Source organism: Paenibacillus sp. FSL H8-0104, assembly GCF_038050215.1.
Classification (GTDB): domain Bacteria; phylum Bacillota; class Bacilli; order Paenibacillales; family Paenibacillaceae; genus Paenibacillus; species Paenibacillus amylolyticus.
The window spans coordinates 1,938,603-1,959,065 of sequence record NZ_JBBOTC010000001.1; the positions used below are offsets into that span (position 1 = coordinate 1,938,603).

A 20,463-nucleotide genomic window follows, 5' to 3' on the forward strand; every position below is an offset into this window, starting at 1 on the left:
GTATATGAAATGGTGGATCGCTTTAATCAGTCATGGGCATGTAGTCGCCATGAGCAAACAAGTGAATACGTTTGCATATGTAGATGTAGAACACAGATCGCAGTAAGAAAAAGCCGTTAATAGCTCGCCTTGCGATTGTGTCTAGTTTATTGTATTTGGTGAACAAAGGAAATTATTTTTTCTCGATTCCGATCAGAAAAGGAGAAGTTTCTCGCTGCAATTGGCGATAGATCACAACCTGTGCCTGTTCCACCGGCAGCGCAGAGGACCAGTCCAATACAGCTTCTGCTTCCTGTGCCCCTCCGTCATGACCGGGGTAGAGCACAACCGTAATAATTCCGCGAGGACGTAATAAAGCGAGTGCAGCCTCGAGTGCAGCGATCGTGCTGTCAGTCTCGGTGATGATGGAGGAATCTGCACTTTCTGAAGGCAGGTACCCCAGATTGAACATAACTGCACCAACCGTACCAAGCCATGACTCAGGAACTGCTTCTGCCATTCGATCATGGCTTAGTTGAAGCATGGAGATGGAGCCAAGCTTGGCTTCATCATTTTGTTTTCGAATCCGGGCCTGTGCCAGCGTGAGGGCTTCACTTTGAATATCGAATCCAATGACTTGACCACGCCTGCCTACTTGTTGTGCCAAAAATAGTGTGTCTGCTCCTGTACCCACCGTTGCATCTATCGCCAGATCACCTGGCTGCAGACGGGAAGCAATCCACTGATGCGCACAGCTGAGAACCGAAAGAAAGCCCATCTATGCTCGCCTCCAATACTTACCTTGCCATGAATCCCGCTCTCGCAGCTCACGATCAATGGAGTTTAACACTTCCCATTTGTTCATGGACCACATCGGTCCAATCAACAGATCACGTGGTGCGTCGCCTGTAAGACGGTGTACGATCATTTCCGGTGGAAGCATCTCCAGTGTATCTACGATCAGCTTGATATACTCGTCCTGATCCAGAAAACGTAAAAGACCAGCTTCGTATTGTTTCACCATTGGTGTTTTGCGCATCAGATGCAGCAGGTGAATCTTGATTCCCTGTACATCCATATTGGCAACTGCCCGTCCAGTGTCCAGCATCATCTCATGTGTCTCTTGAGGCAGACCATATATGATATGTGTGCACACACGTATATTCCGTTTGCGCAGTTTCTCAACCGCTTCTTCATAACACTTCGTGTCGTGCGCGCGATTAATCAATGTTGATGTGGAATCATGGATGGTTTGAAGCCCCATCTCAACCCACAGGTAGGTGCGCTCGTTCAGTTCAGCCAAATAATCAACAACGTCATCTGGCAAACAGTCCGGGCGAGTGGCGATGGACAAACCAACAACACCGGGTTGCTCAAGAATTTCTTCAAAATATTCGCGCAGCTCCTCAACCGGAGCATACGTATTCGTATAGGCTTGGAAGTAGCCAATATAATGGGCTTTAGGCCACTTGAGGTGCTGTTTATCTCGAATTGTATTGAATTGGGTGACCAGATCTTCACGTCTGCTGCCAGCAAAATCGCCTGATCCACGCGCACTGCAGAATGTGCAACCACCTTTGGCAATGGAACCGTCGCGGTTGGGACAGGTGAATCCAGCATCCAGCATCACTTTGAAAACCTTATTGTTAAATTGATCTCGCATCTCATAATTCCAGGTATGGAATCGTTTATCTCCCCACAGGAGAGGGGACTGTAATGCAGGTGCATTCATCTTCAGGGTACTCCTTTGGCTGTCGAATTACCGTAATCATACGTGAACAAAAGAAGAAGCGCTATGCGATTTCCGTCATAGACGATGGATAGCGATTATAGGTGTCTTCATGAACTTTAGCATTTTGCATTATTCGATTTCAATCGCTCACGGGTACAAGATATGGACAGGAAAAAGCATCCTGATCCATATCTTGCTGATTGGAAGACGCTTATGGGATTTATGCAAAATGCTCACTTTATCATTGTATCAAAAAACTAAAAAAAAAGGGAATCGAAACGCAAAAATAGGCCGTAAAATCAAGGTTTTCTCCTTGCTATAGTTTACACCTTATGTTATATTTAAATCAGCGTCAGACACCATCTAATGGGTATTATTCATCATAGCATTTGAATCAACGTTGACGTCATGGACCATACTATACCGTGAGGTGATATGAATGAATTCCCAAGTTAAAAACAATGAGTTGAATCATGTGTCTGTTGAATTGACGGCAGAAGAAGCACTGGCTTTAACAGGTGTTCGTTTTAATGGAAATCCGAAAGTGAAAGCGGCTGCAAGACAAAAAGTTCGCGATGCTTTCGAAAAGACATTTGATTTTTCACACCAAGATAAGGTAGACTATGAACTACTAAAGTAGTTGGACCCCAATTCCAAATAAATCGAAGAGGGAATCTTTGAGATTTGCCCAAAGTGGCAGATCCGAAGATTCCCTTTTCATTGCTCTTTACAATTTGCCAGTTCTTCGGCAAAATAAGTCTGAGACAAGTATGGGACAAACGGAGGAATAAAATGCGTTTACGTGGCAGAAAAGGGATAAGAGAAAATCTGGAGCAACAAGTTGATCTTGTTGTACTGGACCCCAAGCAACATAAAGGAAAATGGTCTGAACTGTTTGGCAATGATCACCCGATCTTCGTGGAATTTGGTATGGGTAAAGGTCAATTTATCAGCCAAATGAGTTATAAATATCCGGAATTTAATTTCATCGGTATTGATATGTATGATGAACTGGTGCGTCGTGCCAGTGAGAAAGCTCGTAATGCGTGGAGTCAGGCTGATGTGGAGACACCCCCTAACCTGAAGCTTGCGCTGGCAAATATCGAACAGATCGAAGAAGTTTTTGAACCGGAAGAACTGGAGCGCATTTATTTGAACTTCAGTGATCCTTGGCCAAAAGCAAAGCATGCACGTCGTCGGTTGACGCATCCGCGCTTCCTGAAGAAATACACGGAATTGCTTAATCCCAAAGGTCAGATTCATTTCAAAACCGATTCGGAGACGCTGTTTGATTTCTCACTCAACGCCATTGCCGACTTCGGCCTACAAATGACCAATATTTCTTTGAATCTGCATCGTGATGGTTTGAATGAAGAACATGTGATGACGGAGTACGAGCAGAAATTCATGGGTAAAGGTATGAACATTCACCGGGTTGAAGTGATTGTGGGTGAAGAGGCCCTGCGTGAGTATCAGCAGACACGTCTGGACAAGTATAAAGTTCGTGAAGCTTCGGATGAGTCTGGTGAAGATCAGGAACAGGAATAAATCGAAATCTAACTTAAACTCATTAAATAAGAGCGACACATGAGGTGAATGATTCATTCTCATAGGTCGCTCTTTTTCTGCATTAACAATCGATGTGCATTACTCCATAAACTCAAGTCTGGGATGATTTCAAAAGTTTTCTGAATGAAATTCTTTGCGGCGATAATCGTTTGGTGTAACCCCATTGAACTTTTTGAACATGCGATAGAAGTATGAACTGTTGGTGAATCCGGTCCTCTCGGCAATGTCGGCAACGGAGTTTTCTGTCTCCACCAGCAGATGCTGGGCCTTGGCTATGCGGGTTTCGTTAATTACGTCCGTGAGCCCTTTCAGGGTGAGCTGTTTGTAGAGCCTGCTTACATAGATGGGCGACATGCCCAACTCATCTGCGATAGAAGTTAGACATAGATTGGGGTCCGCATAGTCCCGCTCAATAATGCCATTGATTTTACGAATCAACTCTTCGTGCTTCAGTGTACGTTTCTCCTCGACTTTGGAACCAAGCTCATCAAACATCCGATAGAAGTGTTCATGTACTTCACTGATGTCTTCCGCGTCTTTGACAGGCAGCATTAGACCATCCGAGACTGAATCAAGCGTGAGTTGATTATTCTTCTTGAGGGTATTTCGTACATGGTTCAGTGTCATCGTCAGATGGGATAAGGCTAGCTGGAAGACGGTAAATGGATATGCAGCTGTTTCGCCCACGATATCTGCATAGACTTGTTTTGCTTCTTGCGTCTTACCTGTCATTAGATGATCAACAAGTTGTCTTTCCTTACCTGCTGGGAATGCGTACTCCTTGGCGTGATAAGCCATGATGTCAGAGGTATAGATCAGACAGCCCGGTCCCATGAACAAACGATGCAGTGAGGCTTCGGCTGATCTGGTGTAGGATGCAATACTGTCTTCCAATGAATCTTCTTCCGTGCCGATCGTACAGGAGATGGAGCATTTCAAATGGGTCATTACAGCTGCCTGCATCATACGTAGCAGCTCTTCGATCCGGTTATGAGCAGGTTGCTCAAGTTCATGGCTTTCCGCTTTTTCATTGAAGATGAGTGTGATCAGATCACCGCCCATGTCCACAGCTTCCGCATTGTAGTGGAGATCGGCTGTCTCGGTGCAGATGTTCATCATGGCGTATTTTACAAGTTGGGTCTCATCACGATACGTTTCGCTGAATTCGGTAAAATGGTCAATACGCAGCAATACCAGTCTGGATGCACGCTGAACATCAATGGAGGAACCATAGAACTTCATCCGTTCTTCCAGCATACCTCCAGTTACTGTTTCGCGGCCCTGTAGGGCCCCTCGTAGAAAATCCTGCCGTAACAAATGAAGACTGCCACGTCGCTCTGCTTCCATTACACGTAAACGAACAAGCACCTTATCAATAGGGTGATATAGTTTTCGGGACACAAGGTAAGAGAGCAGTAACCCTGCGAAGAAAAGTCCAACACAAAACAGAACGGTATGTGTGCGCATACTCCGTATATCTGAGGTAATCAGATCATAAGGTGTTATTCTTACATAACGCCAACCTAGGTCATCGGGAGCGGTATAGGTGATGAGAGATTTTTCTCCGTCGACCTTCTCGGTAAAGTAAGCTGATTGCCCCGTATCCTGCAAAATTGGCTTCATAAAAGCTTCGCTGGAGAGATTTTTCATCAATGCACGGTCGCCAAAGTCAGATAAAAGGTCTCCATTCTCATTCACGATAAAGGTTTTGCCGGGTTGATCCACAGCATTCATATTTGGACTGAGCCAATCATCCTTGATATTAACGATGACAGCATAGTTTAGCTTCGCGTTATCATTAATTGTGTCATAACAGAGATAGGTGTAGCTGTTAACCTCTGTTGCTTCGGTAGAGCCGACCTGATATGTACGCGGGATGGGCACAAAAGGTTTATAGTCATGGAAGCGTTGGAGGATGCTTGTAATCCCCTGATCATCGATCTCCGAGACGGACTGCTGCCCATTGCGCACGTCGGAACTGATAAAGAATTCATTGCTTTTGGAGTTATATACATAGATGGATTCGATAAAGGGAAGGGACATACGGTAGTTGTCTAGCTGCTCCATCGCCGATGTGATCTCATAAATATTTGGTTTGGAATAGAGCAGTAATGAAGAGATGGTGTAGTCCTGATAAATCTGATATGACAATGATTTTGCAGTCTCGGTCATTTTGGCCACTTCACGGCTGGTTTGAGTAAGACTGTTCATATCTGTACGATACACCTGACGAAGAGCAATCCGATTATAGTTGACGTACAAAATAGAAGAAACCACAAGTAAGGTAGCGACGGTACTGATAATAATGCCGATCAGAATCCGTGTGAAGACCTTTTGACTGTCCTCTGAACGTTTACGCATTCTTCTTCCCCCTCGAACCTCCTGTTTTGGGTGAACAACATAGAATTTCATATACATACGTGAGGCTTCATAGTTGGATGAGCAGAAGAGCAAGAGTAACTTGAATTATATATTATGTATGCGTTTACATCAATGATGGACAGGTTGTTTTGCCTGTTTTCTCTACATAAAGTTCAGCTTTCGCTGGATTGTTCACTAGGTGTAGCCTATGCACGATATCAACATTTGTGAACAGATGTGTGTCGATGTCTGTTCATTTCATGGTTCGTTCGTTTTGTTCATAGTTCATTTCGCAGAATCGTTCATTTTCTGACGGGAAGCTTCAGTATTCGTGAGTGAAGAGAGCATCTACAATAAAAAGAGAGCTCCACCACGCAGCACCGCAAGAAATTCGGGAGGGATCGAGCCATGCTCAAAGAATTGAACAAAAACAAAATCATGTTTCTGATGCTGTTGCCCACGCTGATCTTTTTTCTGATTAACTCGTATTTTCCGATGGTCGGCATCTATTATGCGTTCACCCGGTATGATTTTGAAGGCGGATTATTTGGTAGTCCATTTGTCGGTCTGGAGAACTTTAAGTTCCTGTGGCAATCCGGAATGCTGCTGAAGCTCACAACCAACACTGTGGGTTACAATCTCGCCTTCATTATATTAGGAAACGGTCTGGCGATCTTCTGTGCGATCATGCTTAGCGAAATCCGGGGCAGGTTATTCAAAAAAATCACGCAATCCGTCATGTTTTTGCCGTATTTCATCTCATTTGTACTATTAAGTGTAATCGCTTACAACATGTTCAACTACGAGTCGGGTTTTGTGAACACGGTGCTCAAACGTTTTGAGGCCGGCCCGGTCGACATTTATAACACACCCTGGATCTGGGTGTTCCTGATCATCATCTTTTATCTGTGGAAAAATCTTGGATACAGCATGGTCATCTATCTGGCCGCCATAACGGGTATCAGTGATGAGTATTATGAGGCTGCCCGAATCGACGGGGCCAATATATTTCAGCGGATCTGGTACATTACAGTACCGATGCTGAAGCCAACCTTTGTCATCCTGTTGTTGTTCTCACTCGGCAGCATTATGAAGGGGCAGTTTGACCTGTTCTATCAACTGATCGGCAACAACGGGGTGTTGTACAACGCTACAGATATTATTGATACGTATGTGTATCGTTCACTGAAAGTAACGTTTGATATCGGGATGGCAACGGCTGCTGGTCTGTATCAGTCCTTGTTTGGATTCATTTTGATCATGACCGTCAACTATATTATCCGCAAAGTAAATGAGGATTACGCCTTGTTCTAGAACGCCCGCAGGGCAGGAGGGAGAACGATCATGAACACGCCAATGAATACTCACACTCGTACGAATACTCGTCTCAGAGATTCGGAATTCACTTTCATGTTTCAACTGATTTCCTACAGCTTCATCATCATTTTATCAATCATGTGCTTGCTACCGTTCCTGCTGATTCTATCCGGTTCATTCAGCAGCAACGAGTCCATTGTGAGGGATGGTTATCACCTCTTTCCAACGGACTTTTCCCTGGAAGGTTACAAAATGGTGTTCAAATTCCCGACTCAGGTACTCAAGGCTTATGGAGTAACGGTCTTTACAACGGTGGTGGGGACTACGCTAGGGCTGTTCCTCATCACGATGGCCGGATTTGTGCTCCAGCGTAAGGATTTTAAATATCGGAACACGTTCTCGTTTTTTATCTACTTCACAACCCTGTTTGGTGGGGGACTTGTGCCTTGGTACATTATGCTGGCGAACTACTTCAATCTCACAGATACGTACACCGTACTTATTTTCCCGGGGTTGATGACGCCATTCCTCATTATCCTGATGAAAAACTTCATTCGCTCGGCAGTGCCGGATGAATTGATTGAGTCCGCCAAAATTGATGGAGCGAATGACTTCCGCATCTATTTCAGCATTGTGTTGAAACTGGCGATGCCTGGTATCGCCACCGTAGGGCTGTTTTTGGCACTGGGTTACTGGAATGACTGGTTTACCTCATCCCTCTTCATTAACAACCCGGATATGTACCAACTTCAATTTTATCTCTACAACACGATGAACACGATTACATTCATTGACCAGATGGCGATTGGCACAGGGATCACACTCAGTCAGGATGTGCCTACCGAATCAACCAAGATGGCAATGGCTATCGTTGTAACGGGACCGATTTTGTTCCTGTATCCGTTTGTACAACGTTATTTTGTTAAAGGACTCACCATTGGTGCAGTGAAAGGTTAGAACGTGAACGCGCTGTGGGCGTCAGGCCACTGATATCATTTCAGGTCTGAAACATGGCGAGTCTGCGCTAACATATAAAGGTTCACCACAAAAAGGGAGGATGCGTATGCGTAACAAAACAATTCGGCACCTGTCTCTGGTACTTGCCCTGATGTTGTTCGCCGGGGTACTTGCCGCATGTAATAACGATTCGGGGGGATCGACGCAAGGAAGCGAGCAGGGAGGAACATCCGGGAACAAAGGCGAGAAAGTCACGCTCCAATTTTACATGCTTGGGGATGCTCCGAAAGATCTACCTGTTATTGAATCCGAGATCAATAAGCTGGCGGAGGCTGATCTGAACGTCAATGTGAAATTCAACTACACCTCATGGACCGACTGGGATCAAAAATATAAACTGCTGCTGTCTTCCGGACAGCCGATCGATCTGATCTTCACAGCGGATTGGACATTCTACCAGTCCTATGCCAAGAAGGGCGCGTTCCTGCCACTGGATGAAATGCTGCCTACGGCAGCGCCGGCGCTGAAAGCTCATGTACCTGATGACATGTGGAATGCTGTCAAAATCAATGACAAAATCTATACTGTTCCATCAACTTGGATTGAGTATGTAACCGAGGGAATTGCGTACCGTGAGGACTTGCGCGAGAAGTACAATCTTCCAAAACCGGAATCCTTGGAGACGCTAGAAGCGTATCTGGAGGGCATCAAAGCCAACGAACCCAATATGATTCCGATTGCGGATAGCAATGCCAACCATACCCATGGTATTCGTCAATTGACATCCAAGCTGGTTAATACAGCAGGTCAACTTCCATATGGACTGGATATTATGTATGAAACACCAACAACCGTGACGTCCTACTGGGGATCGGCGCAACATCTGGAAGACCTGAAAACATACAAACGCTGGATGGATAAAGGCTTTTTCCCGAAAAACGTACTGAATGTAAAGGATACTTCCAACTCATTGCTGCAAAATGGAAAAGCGGCTGTTGTTCTGTCCGGGGAGAACCCGAACAAATTTAATGCAGATGTTATCAAGGTGCAGTCTACTCATCCAGATTGGAAACTGGCTTATTTCCCGTACCCGAATGCGAAAGGGTTTGCACAACCGGTTCACCCGATCCACAATGGTTTTGCGATTCCGCGTAGCAGTAAAAACCCGGAAAAAGCATTGGCATTTTATGAGAAACTGGTGACAGACAAACGATATAATTGGTTGACTGAATACGGCGTTGAAGGCAAAAACTTCGAGGTAGATAATGGATACTACAAAATGGTCGGAGATGCACAAACCAACGGCTTCCCGCGTGAAGGCATGAATGGCTGGGCTTGGCGTAATCCGGAATTCATGCTCTATGACAAAACCTTTGATGACGTGCTGACCATGTTTGAAGATCTCGACAAAATCAAGAAGCCGGATATTTATACCGGATTTGCTGAAGACTGGACACCGTACCAAGCCGAGAAGGCTGCATTGGAACAAGTGGAAAAACAATATCTGTATCCGCTTAATGTAGGTTTGGTGGCAGACGTAGAGGCTGGATTGAACACATTTATGGAGAAGGCTAAACAAGCAGGATTGGAAAAAATTCAGACAGAATACACCAAGCAGTGGCAGGAGTATTTGAAGTCAGCAGGCACTCAATAGTTTGTACTTTCCTTCATAAAGAAAAGGTGCCTTCAGGTTCGAAGGCACCTTTTCAATGTGGTTGCAGGCTTGTTTGAAGCCGTTGGTTAGAGGCATGATTGGACGAAGAATACGGGAAGCGACATCCTAATGGGATAAATTCATAAACGGGCCTCTTCTGCGGATGAAGGACGAACGTCCTCCAGCAGATCGATAATACTTTGAGCGCTCTGCATTGGATGAACCTTGGCGATTTCCGCCAGATGACGTTTGCGTTTACGTACAACATCCGGGTAGTGATGCAACAGCTTGTTCATCCATTTAACCACTACGTCGGGCGAAGTTATGGGTTCTCCCAACCCTCTTGCCGTAAAATAATGGACGTTTTCTTCTTCCTGACCAGGTATAGGATTGTGGAACAACATGGGAATTCCTTTGGCCAAGCCTTCACTGCATGTCATTCCCCCAGGTTTGGTAATCAGAAGGTCGGATACTTCCATTAATTTGTCCACTTCGTTGGTGTATCCCATAATGTGAATGTTTTCTTTGCGATACATGGGGTTCTGTTCCATGCTGATCCGTGTTTTATCGTTGCGACCGAGACAAAAAATGATCTGAATATCTTCATGCCAGCGTGTCAGCAGCGGATGGACCAGCTTGTCGCTGAGCATTCCCCAACCGCCGCCCATCACCAGTACAGTAGGCATGTTCTTGAGGTTAAATCTGCTTCGGATCTCTTCTCGCCCGGGATGCTCCCAAAAATTTGGATGCACCGGAATGCCCGTGACTCGAATGTTGTCTGCAGGTACGCCTCGTAGCATTAGTTTGGACTTAACCTCATCTGAAGAAACCAGATAAAGGTCTACTTCACGGTTAATCCACGTCCCATGTGCATCATAGTCGGTGATGACTGTGCATAGGGGAACCTGTACACCCAGACGTTTCAGTCTGGATATGACAGCACTTGGAATCGGATGTGTACAGACAATCGCATCGGGACGTAACTGGCGCACAACGCTGCGTGTGTGTGTATAGAACAGTTTATGCAACGCCAGTGTGGTCAGCCTGTTCAATGATTTTTTATATTGGTGTCTGTATACGTATCCGAAAAGTTTGGGTTGGTTGGTAACCGTTTTTTTGTATGCTGTTATAATCAGAGGTGCAACCTTTGGATTTAAGAAACTTCCCAATTCAAGCACTTTTGTCTGCACGTCTGGCGAGAGCTTTCGCAAATTGCTGGACAGTGCATAGGCGGCTTGAGTATGACCCGTACCAAAGCCTTCAGATAATAGTAATACTCTTTTTTTCTCCACGCTTACTTCACCTGTTCCTGCTAGGTTTTTCTGAGTCTAACATATCGGCTTTAAGACCAGAATGCAACTGTTGCAAGTGCGACTAAAGTACCTATTGTGGCACCCGCCAGAACATCGGAAGGATAGTGTAACCCCAGATAAATTCGAGAGAATCCGACAATAAGGGCCACAGGCAACAATATTAGCAATAAGATTGGATCAGTGGTCATAAAGGGAACTGTGACCGAAAAAATGGCAGTTGTGTGCCCTGAAGGAAACGAGTGATCCGTCAGGGGATTACGGAACGTAATTGTATCCGGCAAGGCCAGATAAGGTCGAATGCGGGGATACAATTTTTTCGCGATGGCTACAGGGATGTGGCTGACCGCAAGGGCGATACATGCCTGGAGTCCTGTTGTGCTCCATGGAGCTGGAGCAAGCAGCCAGATTAACAACGATATTGCAATAGATGAAGTTGCTCCACCCAGATGGGTGAAATAATACAGCCAAAAATTCATAAAACGATTATGAAGTCGGCCGTTGATCCACATAAAAACATTTCGATCATAATCTTGAAACTTTAAGAATAAACGGCTCATATTGGCCTCCTGCCAGTCAGGCCGCCCGTAATGGCGGCATTATTTCCGGTGATTTTCTGCATCCGGTTTCGTCCTGATTAGTATATAACCGTTTTTCATGAACTTGAGGTTATTTCAGGTATATGTTTATCATATTTTTAAATGTTGTCCTTTTCAAGAAGAACCCATGTAAAGAAAGTGAAATTCATGTTAAAGAGTGGATATATACCCATCTTAACTTTTTGACTTGGGTCAGCCAAAAAAGATACAATGATTCAACATGGCTGAAATGAGGTAAAAAAAATGTGAGTTCTGTTTCAAACTTTTTGAGGTCTGTTTGCGTTATTTGTTATAGAGCCTCTGACGAAGAATAACATGCTGATGAAAAAAGCAGGGACTTTAGAAATAAAAATCAAGTAAACGGCTGAAAATAAGATATAACAGGCATGAATGCGAGGTTGTGGTATCACGAAGTGTCTATTCAGCGTTTAAAGATCACATTTCTGCTTCAAAAAGTGGAATTGGGGTTTTGACAAATGACTGAAAAGGATACAGAATCGATAAAGCAGCCAACTGATAGCAACCAAGCTTTGAAACATTGCCTGATATATTCACGTAGTACACAAAAGAACAGGGTCATATTCTGCAGATCAAAAAAAAATAAATTGCAGAATCAGGAAGAGAAATGCTTGAGTAAACTGGGTTTTGAAAAAAAGGGGGTAACAGAGAACGATGTTGGACGCTATATTCGTCACGATGCAGGTCATTCTGGCACTGCTAGCCGTGTACCAATTCACGTTTTCGCTGTTCGGTCTGATTAAGAAAAAGAAAAAGAAACATTATCCGGCGACAAAATCATTCGCTGTACTCGTCGCAGCACACAATGAGGAACAAGTCATTGGTGCCTTGATGGAGAACTTGAAACAACTTGATTATCCGGAAGATCTGTACGATGTGTTTGTCATCTGTGACAACTGTACGGATGGAACGGCTCAAATTGTCAGAGAGCATGGATTAAACGCCTGTGTACGTACCAATGCCGATTTAAGAGGTAAAGGGTACGCCATCGAATGGATGCTTAAGTACCTGTGGAAATTGCCACGTCAGTATGACGCAGTTGTTATGTTTGACGCGGATAACCTGGTTGACCGTAACTTCTTGCTTGAGATGAATGATGACTTGAACAATGGTTCGCGTGTTATCCAAGGATACATTGATACGAAAAATCCGGAGGATTCCTGGATTACAGCAGCTTACGGTGTATCTTACTGGTACATCAACCGTCTGTGGCAGTTGTCTCGTCATAACTTGAATATGGCGAATTTCCTCGGAGGAACCGGAATGTGCTTTGAGACCAACCTGTTGAAGGAAATTGGTTGGGGTGCAACAAGTCTGGTTGAGGATCTGGAGTTTACGATGCGCAGTGTGCAACGTAATGTGTATCCTGTTTTCAACTATGACGCCAAAGTATTTGATGAGAAGCCATTAACATTTAAAGCTTCAGCGAGACAACGTCTGCGCTGGATGCAAGGTCACTTTACAGTTGCACGTAGATACTTCTTCCCGCTGTTATGGCAGTCCATTAAGGAAAGAAGCCTGGTGAAATTTGACCTTGCTATCTACGGAGCCAATGTCTATGTGGTGTTGCTTACGTTCCTGATGACGGCTGTGATGTGGGTAGACATGGCTATATTCAGTGGTCCGCACATTGCTAATATTTATGGATACTTCCCGTTATGGGTTGGGTTCGTGGCTATTGGTTTGAACATTCTGACGTTCCTGTTGTCCATGGCGCTGGAGAAGGTTACCTTTGCCAAAGTTTATCTATATCTGATTTTGTTCCCGATCTACCTGCTGTCTTGGTACCCGATTACGTTCTACGCTTTCTTTACGCAGAACAACAAACAGTGGAGCCACACTCAACATACACGTGTTGTACGGTTGGATGAGGTACAGAGCAAGCAAGGGTAAGGAACATGCGTGCGATACTTTGTTGACATCTGATATAACAAATGTATAATTTGCGAAAAAAAAGTTGTGAAAAATGTTGACAATGTGTTTCATGGGTGATATAGTATTCAAGTGCCTTAAAACGAATAGTAATGGAATCACAAGCAGAAGTCCGACTTCTCACCTGATCAACAAACATGTTGGCTGGTCAACGATCCCAATAATTTATGAAGTGTATACTCATGAAGAATTGTGTTGATTACAGGGATGTCGGTAGCTTGACCGGCATCCCTTTTATTTTTGTGTAACTGGATATTCAAAATGACCTGGAGGTGGACGATTATTAGTAAAGATCACATGATTAATGATGAGATTCGGGCGAAGGAAGTACGCCTTGTCGGAGCTGAAGGAGAACAAATTGGGATTACGCCCATTCGCGAAGCACTGCAAATGGCGATTGACCTGAATTTGGATCTGGTCAATGTGGCACCACAGGCTAAACCGCCGGTGTGTCGTATTATGGACTATGGCAAATTCCGCTATGAGCAACAAAAGAAAGATAAAGAAGCCCGTAAGAACCAGAAAATTGTTGATATTAAAGAAGTATGGTTCCGTTCCAATATTGAGGAGCACGATTATCAAACGAAGCTTCGTAATGTAGTTAAGTTTTTGAACGAAGGCGACAAAGTGAAATGTTCTGTTCGTTATCGCGGACGTGAAATTGCACATGCCGCGATTGGTCAACGGATTTTGGAGCGCGTTAAGGTAGAAGTTGCAGAACTTTGTACTGTTGAACGTCAACCGAAATTGGAAGGCCGCAGTATGATCATGATTTTGGCTCCTAAAGCCTGATAACATTGGAGGAGGAAACACAAAATGCCTAAAATGAAAACACACAGCAGTTTGAAAGGACGCTTCAAAATTACCGGTTCCGGTAAGGTCCTTCGTTACAAAGCTCACAAAAACCACTTGCTTTCCCACAAATCCAAACGTGCTAAGCGCGTTCTGAACGGTAACCCAGTTATGGCTGCCGGGGATGTTAGACGTTTGAAACAAGGCTTGGCTAACTTGAAAGGCTAATTTTAATTAGTACATTCCGTATGGGGGATCGGCTACGGCCGTACACATACCACGGATACATTTATATTTATTTGGGAGGTTCTTTAATATGGCAAGAGTAAAAGGCGGTTTTGTAGTACGTCGTCGTCATAAAAAGGTTTTGAAACTGGCAAGAGGTTATTTCGGTTCCAAACACCGTATTTTTAAAACAGCTAACGAGCAAGTAATGAAATCCCTGGTATACGCATACCGTGACCGTCGCAACACGAAACGTAACTTCCGCAGACTGTGGATCGTTCGTATCAATGCTGCAGCACGTATGAATGGTTTGTCTTACAACAAACTGATCCATGGTTTGAAACTTGCTGGAGTAGACATGAACCGCAAAATGTTGGCTGATCTGGCCGTTAACGACATCAATGCGTTCAACTCTTTGGCTACTGTAGCTAAAGGCAAAATCAACGCTTAAATTGTATGATACAAGCCGCCGTACCTATATGGCGGCTTTTTTTACGGCTTGGAAGAAATTAGAAGATGAATCTCTGAATGAGTAGAGCGAATAGGCTGTAGTCTGGAAGGGAACAATGAAACCAGATAACTGGTGAATAACGGTCCATTGGAATACATAAAATACGAACGGTGAAATAATACAAATAAAAACAGGTAAATCCCTCTCATCACTAAAGTTCACGATATGTTTTTGTTATATAACATCACATCGTTGTAACGTTAGTGTGTTAAATCGCTAAATTATTAAGCGTTTTCAATAAAAAAAGAACAAAAATATGTGATTTTTGGTGATGAAACATCTGGATTTTAACACTGGTTGATTGTATAATCACCTCTAGTAGGCTAGTCCTAGATTTTTCTCTCCATGTCATAATGTTCGGTTTTTCGACAGATGATAGGATGCTTCAAGGGTGAGAATGCGCTTTTAATGTCGAAGAAACCATACATTCTGCATAAAAGTCATTCCTGCTATCTGTTAACCGTTCAATTGTAGGCTGGATTGGAATGAGGGATATATCATTAAGGGGGAAAAAGAGAAATGAAAAAGATGCTCAGCTTGTCTTTGGTAATGTTGCTGGCGGTATCGGTTATGCTCGCAGGTTGCGGTAGCAAACCGAAAGAAGAAACAAATGCCGGAGGAGATACAGGTGGCACATCCACTGAAGCGAAATCCGACCTCAAAATCGGTATGGTTACTGACGTAGGTGGAGTTAATGACAAATCCTTTAACCAATCCGCTTGGGAAGCTCTGCAAGCGACTGAAACAGAAACAGGTACTGCTGTTAAATACCTGCAAAGTAAATCCGATGAAGAGTACATTCCTAACCTGAACGAATTCGTTAAAGGCGGATATGATCTGACTTGGGGTATCGGTTTCCAATTGGCTGATGCAATCAAAACTGTAGCTGAGCAAAACCCTGATGCTAAACTCGCGATCATCGACAGTGTTGTTGATGCTCCTAACGTTAAATCCGTAACATTTGCTGAAGAAGAAGGATCTTACCTGGTTGGTGTTGTGGCTGGTCTGACAACAAAATCCAACAAAATTGGTTTTGTAGGCGGTATGGAAAGCCCACTGATCAAAAAGTTTGAAGTAGGATTCAGAGAAGGCGTTAAAGCAGTTAACCCTGATGCTCAATTCATTTCTAACTACACAGGTGCATTTGATAAACCTGACTTGGGTAAAGCAGCAGCAGCAACACTTTACAATGAAGGCGTAGATATTATTTTCCACGCTTCTGGCGCAACAGGTAACGGTGTGTTTAACGAAGCAAGTGCTCGTAAGAAACAAGGTCAAGATGTATGGGTTATCGGTGTAGACAAAGATCAATCTCTTGAGTTTGGTGATGAGATCACTTTGACTTCCATGATCAAAAAAGTTGACGAAGCAGTTAAGCGCGTTAACAAAGAAGTAGTTGATGGTACATTCGCTGGTGGTTCCGAGAACCTGACTTTGAAAGAAAACGGCGTAGGTATTGCTGATACCTCTACTGCCAATGTATCTGCTGATACACTTGCAAAAGTAGAAGAGTACAAAGAAAAAATCATCAGCGGCGAAATCAAAGTTCCTACAGAGTAATTTTGATCTAAGTCGCAAATGAATAATCATTGGGGCCGGTCTTGACCGGCCTTATGATTGCAAGAACAGGAACATTTGATCAAGTCATCATAACAATTGTACAAGGTCACTGTGCACCAACGCTCCGGTAGGAGCTTTTCTTAAGATAATGGAATTGAGTTGTTCTTAATGAGCTGAACCATTCGATTATCGCAAGAAAAACTTCAGCTAAGCGCGGTCTGTCTTCTTTGAAAGTACGTCGATAGACGTTTTTTTTTACGTTTGCGGAACCACACTATATCAGTTATAAGGGTGATTACATGGGTGCAGCAACCCCCGTCGTTGAGTTAAAACAAATTACGAAGCGTTTCCCAGGCATTGTTGCCAACGACGCCATCAGCCTTCAGCTTCGTAAGGGCGAGATCCATGCGCTACTGGGCGAAAACGGCGCTGGTAAGTCAACGTTGATGAATATTGTATTTGGTCTCTATCAGCCAGATGAAGGTTCCATTGAAGTGAATGGCAAGCCTGTCATCATCGACAGCCCTAACCGAGCGATCGATCTTGGCATAGGCATGGTGCATCAGCATTTTAAACTTGTACAGCCGTTCACGGTAACAGAGAACATTATTTTGGGATCTGAACCAACGAAGGGTCTCAATATTAACTATAAAAAAGCAGCCGCTGAAGTTCAGCGTCTTTCCGAACAGTATGGACTGAAGGTGAATCCTCATGCCAAAATTCATGATATTTCTGTCGGAATGCAGCAACGTGTAGAGATTGTTAAAACGTTGTATCGCGGTGCAGACATTCTGATATTTGACGAGCCTACAGCCGTATTGACTCCTCAAGAGATCAAAGAACTGATGATCATCATGAAGAAGCTTGTAGCTGAAGGAAAGTCCATTATTTTGATCACGCACAAACTGAAAGAAATCATGGAAATCTCCGATACGGTAACGATTATTCGTCGGGGTAAAGTGATTGATTCGGTCAAAACTTCGGAAACAAATCCGAATGAGCTGGCAGAGAAAATGGTGGGGCGGAATGTCACATTCAAAGTGGACAAAAAACCGGCTACACCTGGAGCCAATGTGCTCGAAGTCAGTAAATTAACGGCCAAGAATAAAGAAGGTATTTCGGTTCTGAACCAACTTAACCTAAACGTACGTGCAGGAGAGATTGTCGGAATCGCAGGCGTGGATGGTAACGGGCAAAGTGAACTGATTGAAGCTCTTACCGGACTTCGTAAAGTAGAGAGCGGTTCGATTCTTTTGGAAGGCAAGGAGCTGTCCAATCATTCTCCGCGCCATATCTCGGAGTCGGGTGTAGCCCACATTCCGGAAGATCGCCATAAACACGGACTTGTACTTGATTTTTCAGTGAGCGAAAATATCGTTCTGGAATCGTATTATAAAGCACCATACACCCGTAAAGGGTTCCTTAACTTCGATGCCATCAAACAGCAGGCGAAGCGGCTTGTTGAGGCATTTGACGTGCGTACACCAAGCATCGAGACCAAAGCTCGGTCCTTGTCCGGAGGAAACCAGCAAAAGGCCATTATCGCCCGTGAGGTAGATAAAAACCCTGAACTGCTTATCGCTGCGCAACCAACACGTGGTTTGGATGTAGGGGCTATTGAGTTCGTGCAAAAGCAACTGATTGCACAGCGCGACCAAGGGAAGGCTGTTCTGCTGATTTCATTTGAGCTTGATGAGATTATCAATGTATCTGACCGAATTGCAGTTATTTATGAAGGACAGATCGTTGGCGAGGTGCTGCCGGAAGAAACCAATGACAGGGAGCTCGGCTTGATGATGGCGGGCAGCACCCAAAAGAGAGGTACTGCGCATGAATAACGTATTGAGATGGTTTACCCGAGATTCATTTATTTTGCCTGTAGTAGCTATTATTATGGGTCTTATTCTCGGTGGAGTTGTCATGCTGATTGGTGGTTACAATCCAATTGAAGCCTATGGTGCATTGTTCACCAAGGTATTTGGCGACATGTACAACTTTGGTGAAGCAGTACGGGAAATGACGCCACTGATCATGACTGGACTCGCATTTGCATTTGCATCACGTGCAGGGTTGTTTAACATTGGTGGAGAAGGTCAATTTCTCGTTGGTATGACCGCTGCAACATTTGTTGGTGTTAAGTTTGCAGGTTTGCCGATCTACCTTCATGCGCCACTGGCTTTGATTGCCGGTGCATTGTTTGGTGGTCTGTGGGCCGCGATTGCTGGTTATCTGAAAGCAGCGCGTGGGGTCAATGAAGTTATCAGTAGTATCATGTTGAACTGGATTGGTCTATATCTCGCCAACCTTATCGTTCGCCAATTCTTGCTGTTGAAGGGCGAGAATCGTTCCGTGGATATCAGCGAATCGGCTTCGATTAGTTTGACATGGCTCTCTGAGCTGATGGGCAATTCCCGTGTACACATGGGGACGTTGATTGCCCTTGTGATGGCTGTGCTCTTTTATATCTATATGTGGAAAACAAAACAAGGTTATGAAATCCGCGCGGTAGGTTACAACCCTAATGCCGCTGAATATGCAGGTATGCATGTTAACCGGAATATCGTAAAAGCGATGTTTATCAGTGGTATGCTAGCCGGTCTTGGTGGTGCATTCCAGGTTCTTGGTGTGTTCCAATACCAAACCGTAATGTCGGGTTCACCGGGAACAGGCTTTGACGGAATTGCAGTTGCCCTGATTGGTTTGAATCATCCGTTTGGGGTGTTATTGGGGGCAGTGTTGTTTGGTACCCTCACGTACGGATCTGCAGGTATGAGTTTTGCTGCGGATGTTCCGCCTGAGATTATTCGGATTGTGATCGGTTCGATTATCTTCTTCATTGCGGCACAAGGCATCGTGCGCTGGATACTTAAACCGTTCTATTCGAAGCGTAAGAAAGAGAAGGTGTTGTAGATGGACTTGTTGACAATTGGGCAAATTATCAATACGACGCTTGTCTTTGCTACGGCATTGATTTTTGCATCACTCGGCGGAATTTTTTCGGAAAAATCAGGTGTAACCAACCTTGGACTTGAAGGTTTTATGGTCTTTGGTGCCTTTGCAGCTGGAATCGGGGCGCATTATGCTCAAGAAGCGGGCATGGGCGGAACGACATCGGCCTGGATGGGGGTTTTGCTCGCGATTGTATTGGGCGTAATGGTATCTCTGATTCATGCCGTTGCGTCTATCACATTTAAGGCAGACCAGATTATCAGTGGTATCGTCATTAACTTTTTGGCAGCAGGAAGTACGTTGTACTTGGTTAAACTGTTGTTTGAAGGTTCTGGTGATTCACCGTTGGTTCAAGGCTTCAGCAAGTTTGATGTGCCATTGTTGAAAGACATTCCTTTGCTTGGAGAAGCCTTCTTCAAGAACGTATATCCAACAACATATCTGGCCATTCTGTTCGTATTCCTGACGTATTACATCATGTTCAAAACGCCATTTGGTCTGCGCCTTCGTTCTGTAGGTGAACATCCAAGTGCGGCTGATACGGTTGGTGTTAAAGTGCTTCGTTATCGCTATATTGGCGTTATGATCAGTGGTGCGCTTGCGGCTATTGGTGGAGCTGCGATTACGTTGACGACTACGGGTACATTCTCACACAATACGGTTTCCGGCCAAGGTTATATTGCCATTGCAGCTATGATTTTTGGTAAGTGGAATCCGATTGGTGCCTTTGGTGCGGCTGTCTTCTTTGGATTCTCACAAGCGATCCGAAACTATGTACAGTTGTTTGAATGGTCACAAAGTATTCCCCAGGAAATTATTTTCATGTTGCCTTACCTGCTTACCATCATCGTTCTCGTTGCAGCGGTTGGACGTTCTTCGGCTCCGTCTGCACTCGGTGAAGCATATGATCCGGGGAAAAGGTAACAACCTTTTCTATATCAGTTTAGCTATTCAGAGTTTTGATAAAGGGTCCGCCTTGTGCGGGCCTTTTTTGTTTT

The 20,463-nt window shown here is 44.3% G+C and carries 18 protein-coding genes; 13 read left to right on the plus strand and 5 right to left on the minus strand.

All coding sequences use genetic code 11. The annotated features are described in order from the left end of the window. Window positions 1–172 precede the first annotated feature (172 nt). Window positions 173–757 (minus strand): class I SAM-dependent methyltransferase, encoded by a 585-nt coding sequence (locus NST38_RS08865; RefSeq protein ID WP_036610195.1) that lies wholly within the window; start codon window positions 755–757, stop codon window positions 173–175. Beyond that, on the minus strand, window positions 758–1,711 hold the full coding sequence (locus tag NST38_RS08870) for a TIGR01212 family radical SAM protein (protein WP_036669734.1): 954 nt from the start codon (window positions 1,709–1,711) through the stop codon (window positions 758–760). It abuts the gene before it with no gap. 439 nt (window positions 1,712–2,150) lie between these two features. Here NST38_RS08870 and NST38_RS08875 point away from each other — a divergent pair, with 439 nt between their 5' ends. Together NST38_RS08875 and trmB are read left to right on the plus strand one after the other, a co-directional pair. Continuing rightward, entirely contained in the window at window positions 2,151–2,351 is a 201-nt protein-coding gene (locus tag NST38_RS08875; protein WP_036610190.1) for a hypothetical protein, read from the plus strand. Window positions 2,352–2,503: 152 nt separating this feature from the next. Next, a complete protein-coding gene (gene trmB / locus NST38_RS08880) occupies window positions 2,504–3,259 on the plus strand; it encodes a tRNA (guanosine(46)-N7)-methyltransferase TrmB (RefSeq protein WP_076252463.1) in 756 nt (251 codons plus the stop codon). A gap of 129 nt (window positions 3,260–3,388) precedes the next feature. Here trmB and NST38_RS08885 read toward each other — a convergent pair whose 3' ends face one another. Then, window positions 3,389–5,641 (minus strand): AraC family transcriptional regulator, encoded by a 2,253-nt coding sequence (locus NST38_RS08885; RefSeq protein ID WP_076252461.1) that lies wholly within the window; start codon window positions 5,639–5,641, stop codon window positions 3,389–3,391. A 408-nt stretch (window positions 5,642–6,049) separates the two neighbouring features. Here NST38_RS08885 and NST38_RS08890 point away from each other — a divergent pair, with 408 nt between their 5' ends. From NST38_RS08890 to NST38_RS08900, 3 genes are all read left to right on the plus strand, one after another. Then, on the plus strand, window positions 6,050–6,955 hold the full coding sequence (locus tag NST38_RS08890; RefSeq protein ID WP_017689672.1) for an ABC transporter permease: 906 nt from the start codon (window positions 6,050–6,052) through the stop codon (window positions 6,953–6,955). Between the two features lie 96 nt (window positions 6,956–7,051). Beyond that, window positions 7,052–7,915, plus strand: coding sequence for a carbohydrate ABC transporter permease (locus tag NST38_RS08895; RefSeq protein ID WP_370511436.1), 864 nt, complete (start codon window positions 7,052–7,054; stop codon window positions 7,913–7,915). 100 nt (window positions 7,916–8,015) lie between these two features. Next, entirely contained in the window at window positions 8,016–9,569 is a 1,554-nt protein-coding gene (locus tag NST38_RS08900) for an ABC transporter substrate-binding protein (protein WP_076252459.1), read from the plus strand. 140 nt (window positions 9,570–9,709) lie between these two features. On the opposite strand, the gene NST38_RS08905 is transcribed toward NST38_RS08900, so the two are convergent. Together NST38_RS08905 and NST38_RS08910 are read right to left on the minus strand one after the other, a co-directional pair. Then, window positions 9,710–10,861 carry a UDP-N-acetylglucosamine--LPS N-acetylglucosamine transferase gene (locus NST38_RS08905; protein ID WP_036669745.1) on the minus strand — a complete coding sequence of 384 codons (1,152 nt, stop codon included), beginning with the start codon at window positions 10,859–10,861 and terminating at the stop codon, window positions 9,710–9,712. Between the two features lie 50 nt (window positions 10,862–10,911). After that, window positions 10,912–11,439 carry a phosphatase PAP2 family protein gene (locus NST38_RS08910; RefSeq protein WP_017689668.1) on the minus strand — a complete coding sequence of 176 codons (528 nt, stop codon included), beginning with the start codon at window positions 11,437–11,439 and terminating at the stop codon, window positions 10,912–10,914. A 711-nt stretch (window positions 11,440–12,150) separates the two neighbouring features. Here NST38_RS08910 and NST38_RS08915 point away from each other — a divergent pair. The 8 genes from NST38_RS08915 to NST38_RS08950 all read left to right on the plus strand — a co-directional run bounded on the left by NST38_RS08915 (window position 12,151) and on the right by NST38_RS08950 (window position 20,389). After that, on the plus strand, window positions 12,151–13,389 hold the full coding sequence (locus tag NST38_RS08915; protein WP_036610177.1) for a glycosyltransferase family 2 protein: 1,239 nt from the start codon (window positions 12,151–12,153) through the stop codon (window positions 13,387–13,389). A gap of 336 nt (window positions 13,390–13,725) precedes the next feature. Next, window positions 13,726–14,220 (plus strand): translation initiation factor IF-3, encoded by a 495-nt coding sequence (infC, locus tag NST38_RS08920; protein ID WP_017689666.1) that lies wholly within the window; start codon window positions 13,726–13,728, stop codon window positions 14,218–14,220. 24 nt (window positions 14,221–14,244) lie between these two features. Further along, entirely contained in the window at window positions 14,245–14,448 is a 204-nt protein-coding gene (gene rpmI, locus NST38_RS08925) for a 50S ribosomal protein L35 (RefSeq protein WP_017689665.1), read from the plus strand. Window positions 14,449–14,536: 88 nt separating this feature from the next. Further along, window positions 14,537–14,896: a 50S ribosomal protein L20 gene (gene rplT / locus NST38_RS08930; RefSeq protein WP_017689664.1), complete on the plus strand. Its 360-nt coding sequence runs from the start codon at window positions 14,537–14,539 to the stop codon at window positions 14,894–14,896. 579 nt (window positions 14,897–15,475) lie between these two features. Next, a complete protein-coding gene (locus tag NST38_RS08935; protein ID WP_076252456.1) occupies window positions 15,476–16,516 on the plus strand; it encodes a BMP family lipoprotein in 1,041 nt (346 codons plus the stop codon). A gap of 299 nt (window positions 16,517–16,815) precedes the next feature. Next, a complete protein-coding gene (locus tag NST38_RS08940; protein WP_036610171.1) occupies window positions 16,816–18,354 on the plus strand; it encodes an ABC transporter ATP-binding protein in 1,539 nt (512 codons plus the stop codon). After that, a complete protein-coding gene (locus tag NST38_RS08945) occupies window positions 18,347–19,426 on the plus strand; it encodes an ABC transporter permease (protein WP_076252454.1) in 1,080 nt (359 codons plus the stop codon). The genes NST38_RS08940 and NST38_RS08945 overlap by 8 nt, the downstream gene beginning before the upstream one ends. After that, the gene (locus tag NST38_RS08950) at window positions 19,427–20,389 is read left to right on the plus strand and encodes an ABC transporter permease (protein ID WP_036610165.1); all 963 of its coding nucleotides are present in this window, start codon (window positions 19,427–19,429) and stop codon (window positions 20,387–20,389) included. The last annotated feature ends 74 nt before the right edge of the window (window positions 20,390–20,463 follow it).

What these genes read in the sequence shown, in the direction of transcription:
- NST38_RS08910 (WP_017689668.1), bottom strand. Translation starts at nt 11,439, where the DNA reads ATGAGCCGTTTATTCTTAAAGTTTCAAGATTATGATCGAAATGTTTTT.
- NST38_RS08935 (WP_076252456.1), top strand. Translation starts at nt 15,476, where the DNA reads ATGAAAAAGATGCTCAGCTTGTCTTTGGTAATGTTGCTGGCGGTATCG.
- NST38_RS08890 (WP_017689672.1), top strand. Translation starts at nt 6,050, where the DNA reads ATGCTCAAAGAATTGAACAAAAACAAAATCATGTTTCTGATGCTGTTG.
- NST38_RS08915 (WP_036610177.1), top strand. Translation starts at nt 12,151, where the DNA reads ATGTTGGACGCTATATTCGTCACGATGCAGGTCATTCTGGCACTGCTA.
- rpmI (WP_017689665.1), top strand. Translation starts at nt 14,245, where the DNA reads ATGCCTAAAATGAAAACACACAGCAGTTTGAAAGGACGCTTCAAAATT.
- NST38_RS08950 (WP_036610165.1), top strand. Translation starts at nt 19,427, where the DNA reads ATGGACTTGTTGACAATTGGGCAAATTATCAATACGACGCTTGTCTTT.
- NST38_RS08940 (WP_036610171.1), top strand. Translation starts at nt 16,816, where the DNA reads ATGGGTGCAGCAACCCCCGTCGTTGAGTTAAAACAAATTACGAAGCGT.
- NST38_RS08865 (WP_036610195.1), bottom strand. Translation starts at nt 757, where the DNA reads ATGGGCTTTCTTTCGGTTCTCAGCTGTGCGCATCAGTGGATTGCTTCC.
- NST38_RS08875 (WP_036610190.1), top strand. Translation starts at nt 2,151, where the DNA reads ATGAATTCCCAAGTTAAAAACAATGAGTTGAATCATGTGTCTGTTGAA.
- NST38_RS08900 (WP_076252459.1), top strand. Translation starts at nt 8,016, where the DNA reads ATGCGTATGCGTAACAAAACAATTCGGCACCTGTCTCTGGTACTTGCC.
- NST38_RS08895 (WP_370511436.1), top strand. Translation starts at nt 7,052, where the DNA reads ATGTTTCAACTGATTTCCTACAGCTTCATCATCATTTTATCAATCATG.
- NST38_RS08870 (WP_036669734.1), bottom strand. Translation starts at nt 1,711, where the DNA reads ATGAATGCACCTGCATTACAGTCCCCTCTCCTGTGGGGAGATAAACGA.
- infC (WP_017689666.1), top strand. Translation starts at nt 13,726, where the DNA reads ATGATTAATGATGAGATTCGGGCGAAGGAAGTACGCCTTGTCGGAGCT.
- rplT (WP_017689664.1), top strand. Translation starts at nt 14,537, where the DNA reads ATGGCAAGAGTAAAAGGCGGTTTTGTAGTACGTCGTCGTCATAAAAAG.
- trmB (WP_076252463.1), top strand. Translation starts at nt 2,504, where the DNA reads ATGCGTTTACGTGGCAGAAAAGGGATAAGAGAAAATCTGGAGCAACAA.
- NST38_RS08945 (WP_076252454.1), top strand. Translation starts at nt 18,347, where the DNA reads ATGAATAACGTATTGAGATGGTTTACCCGAGATTCATTTATTTTGCCT.
- NST38_RS08885 (WP_076252461.1), bottom strand. Translation starts at nt 5,641, where the DNA reads ATGCGTAAACGTTCAGAGGACAGTCAAAAGGTCTTCACACGGATTCTG.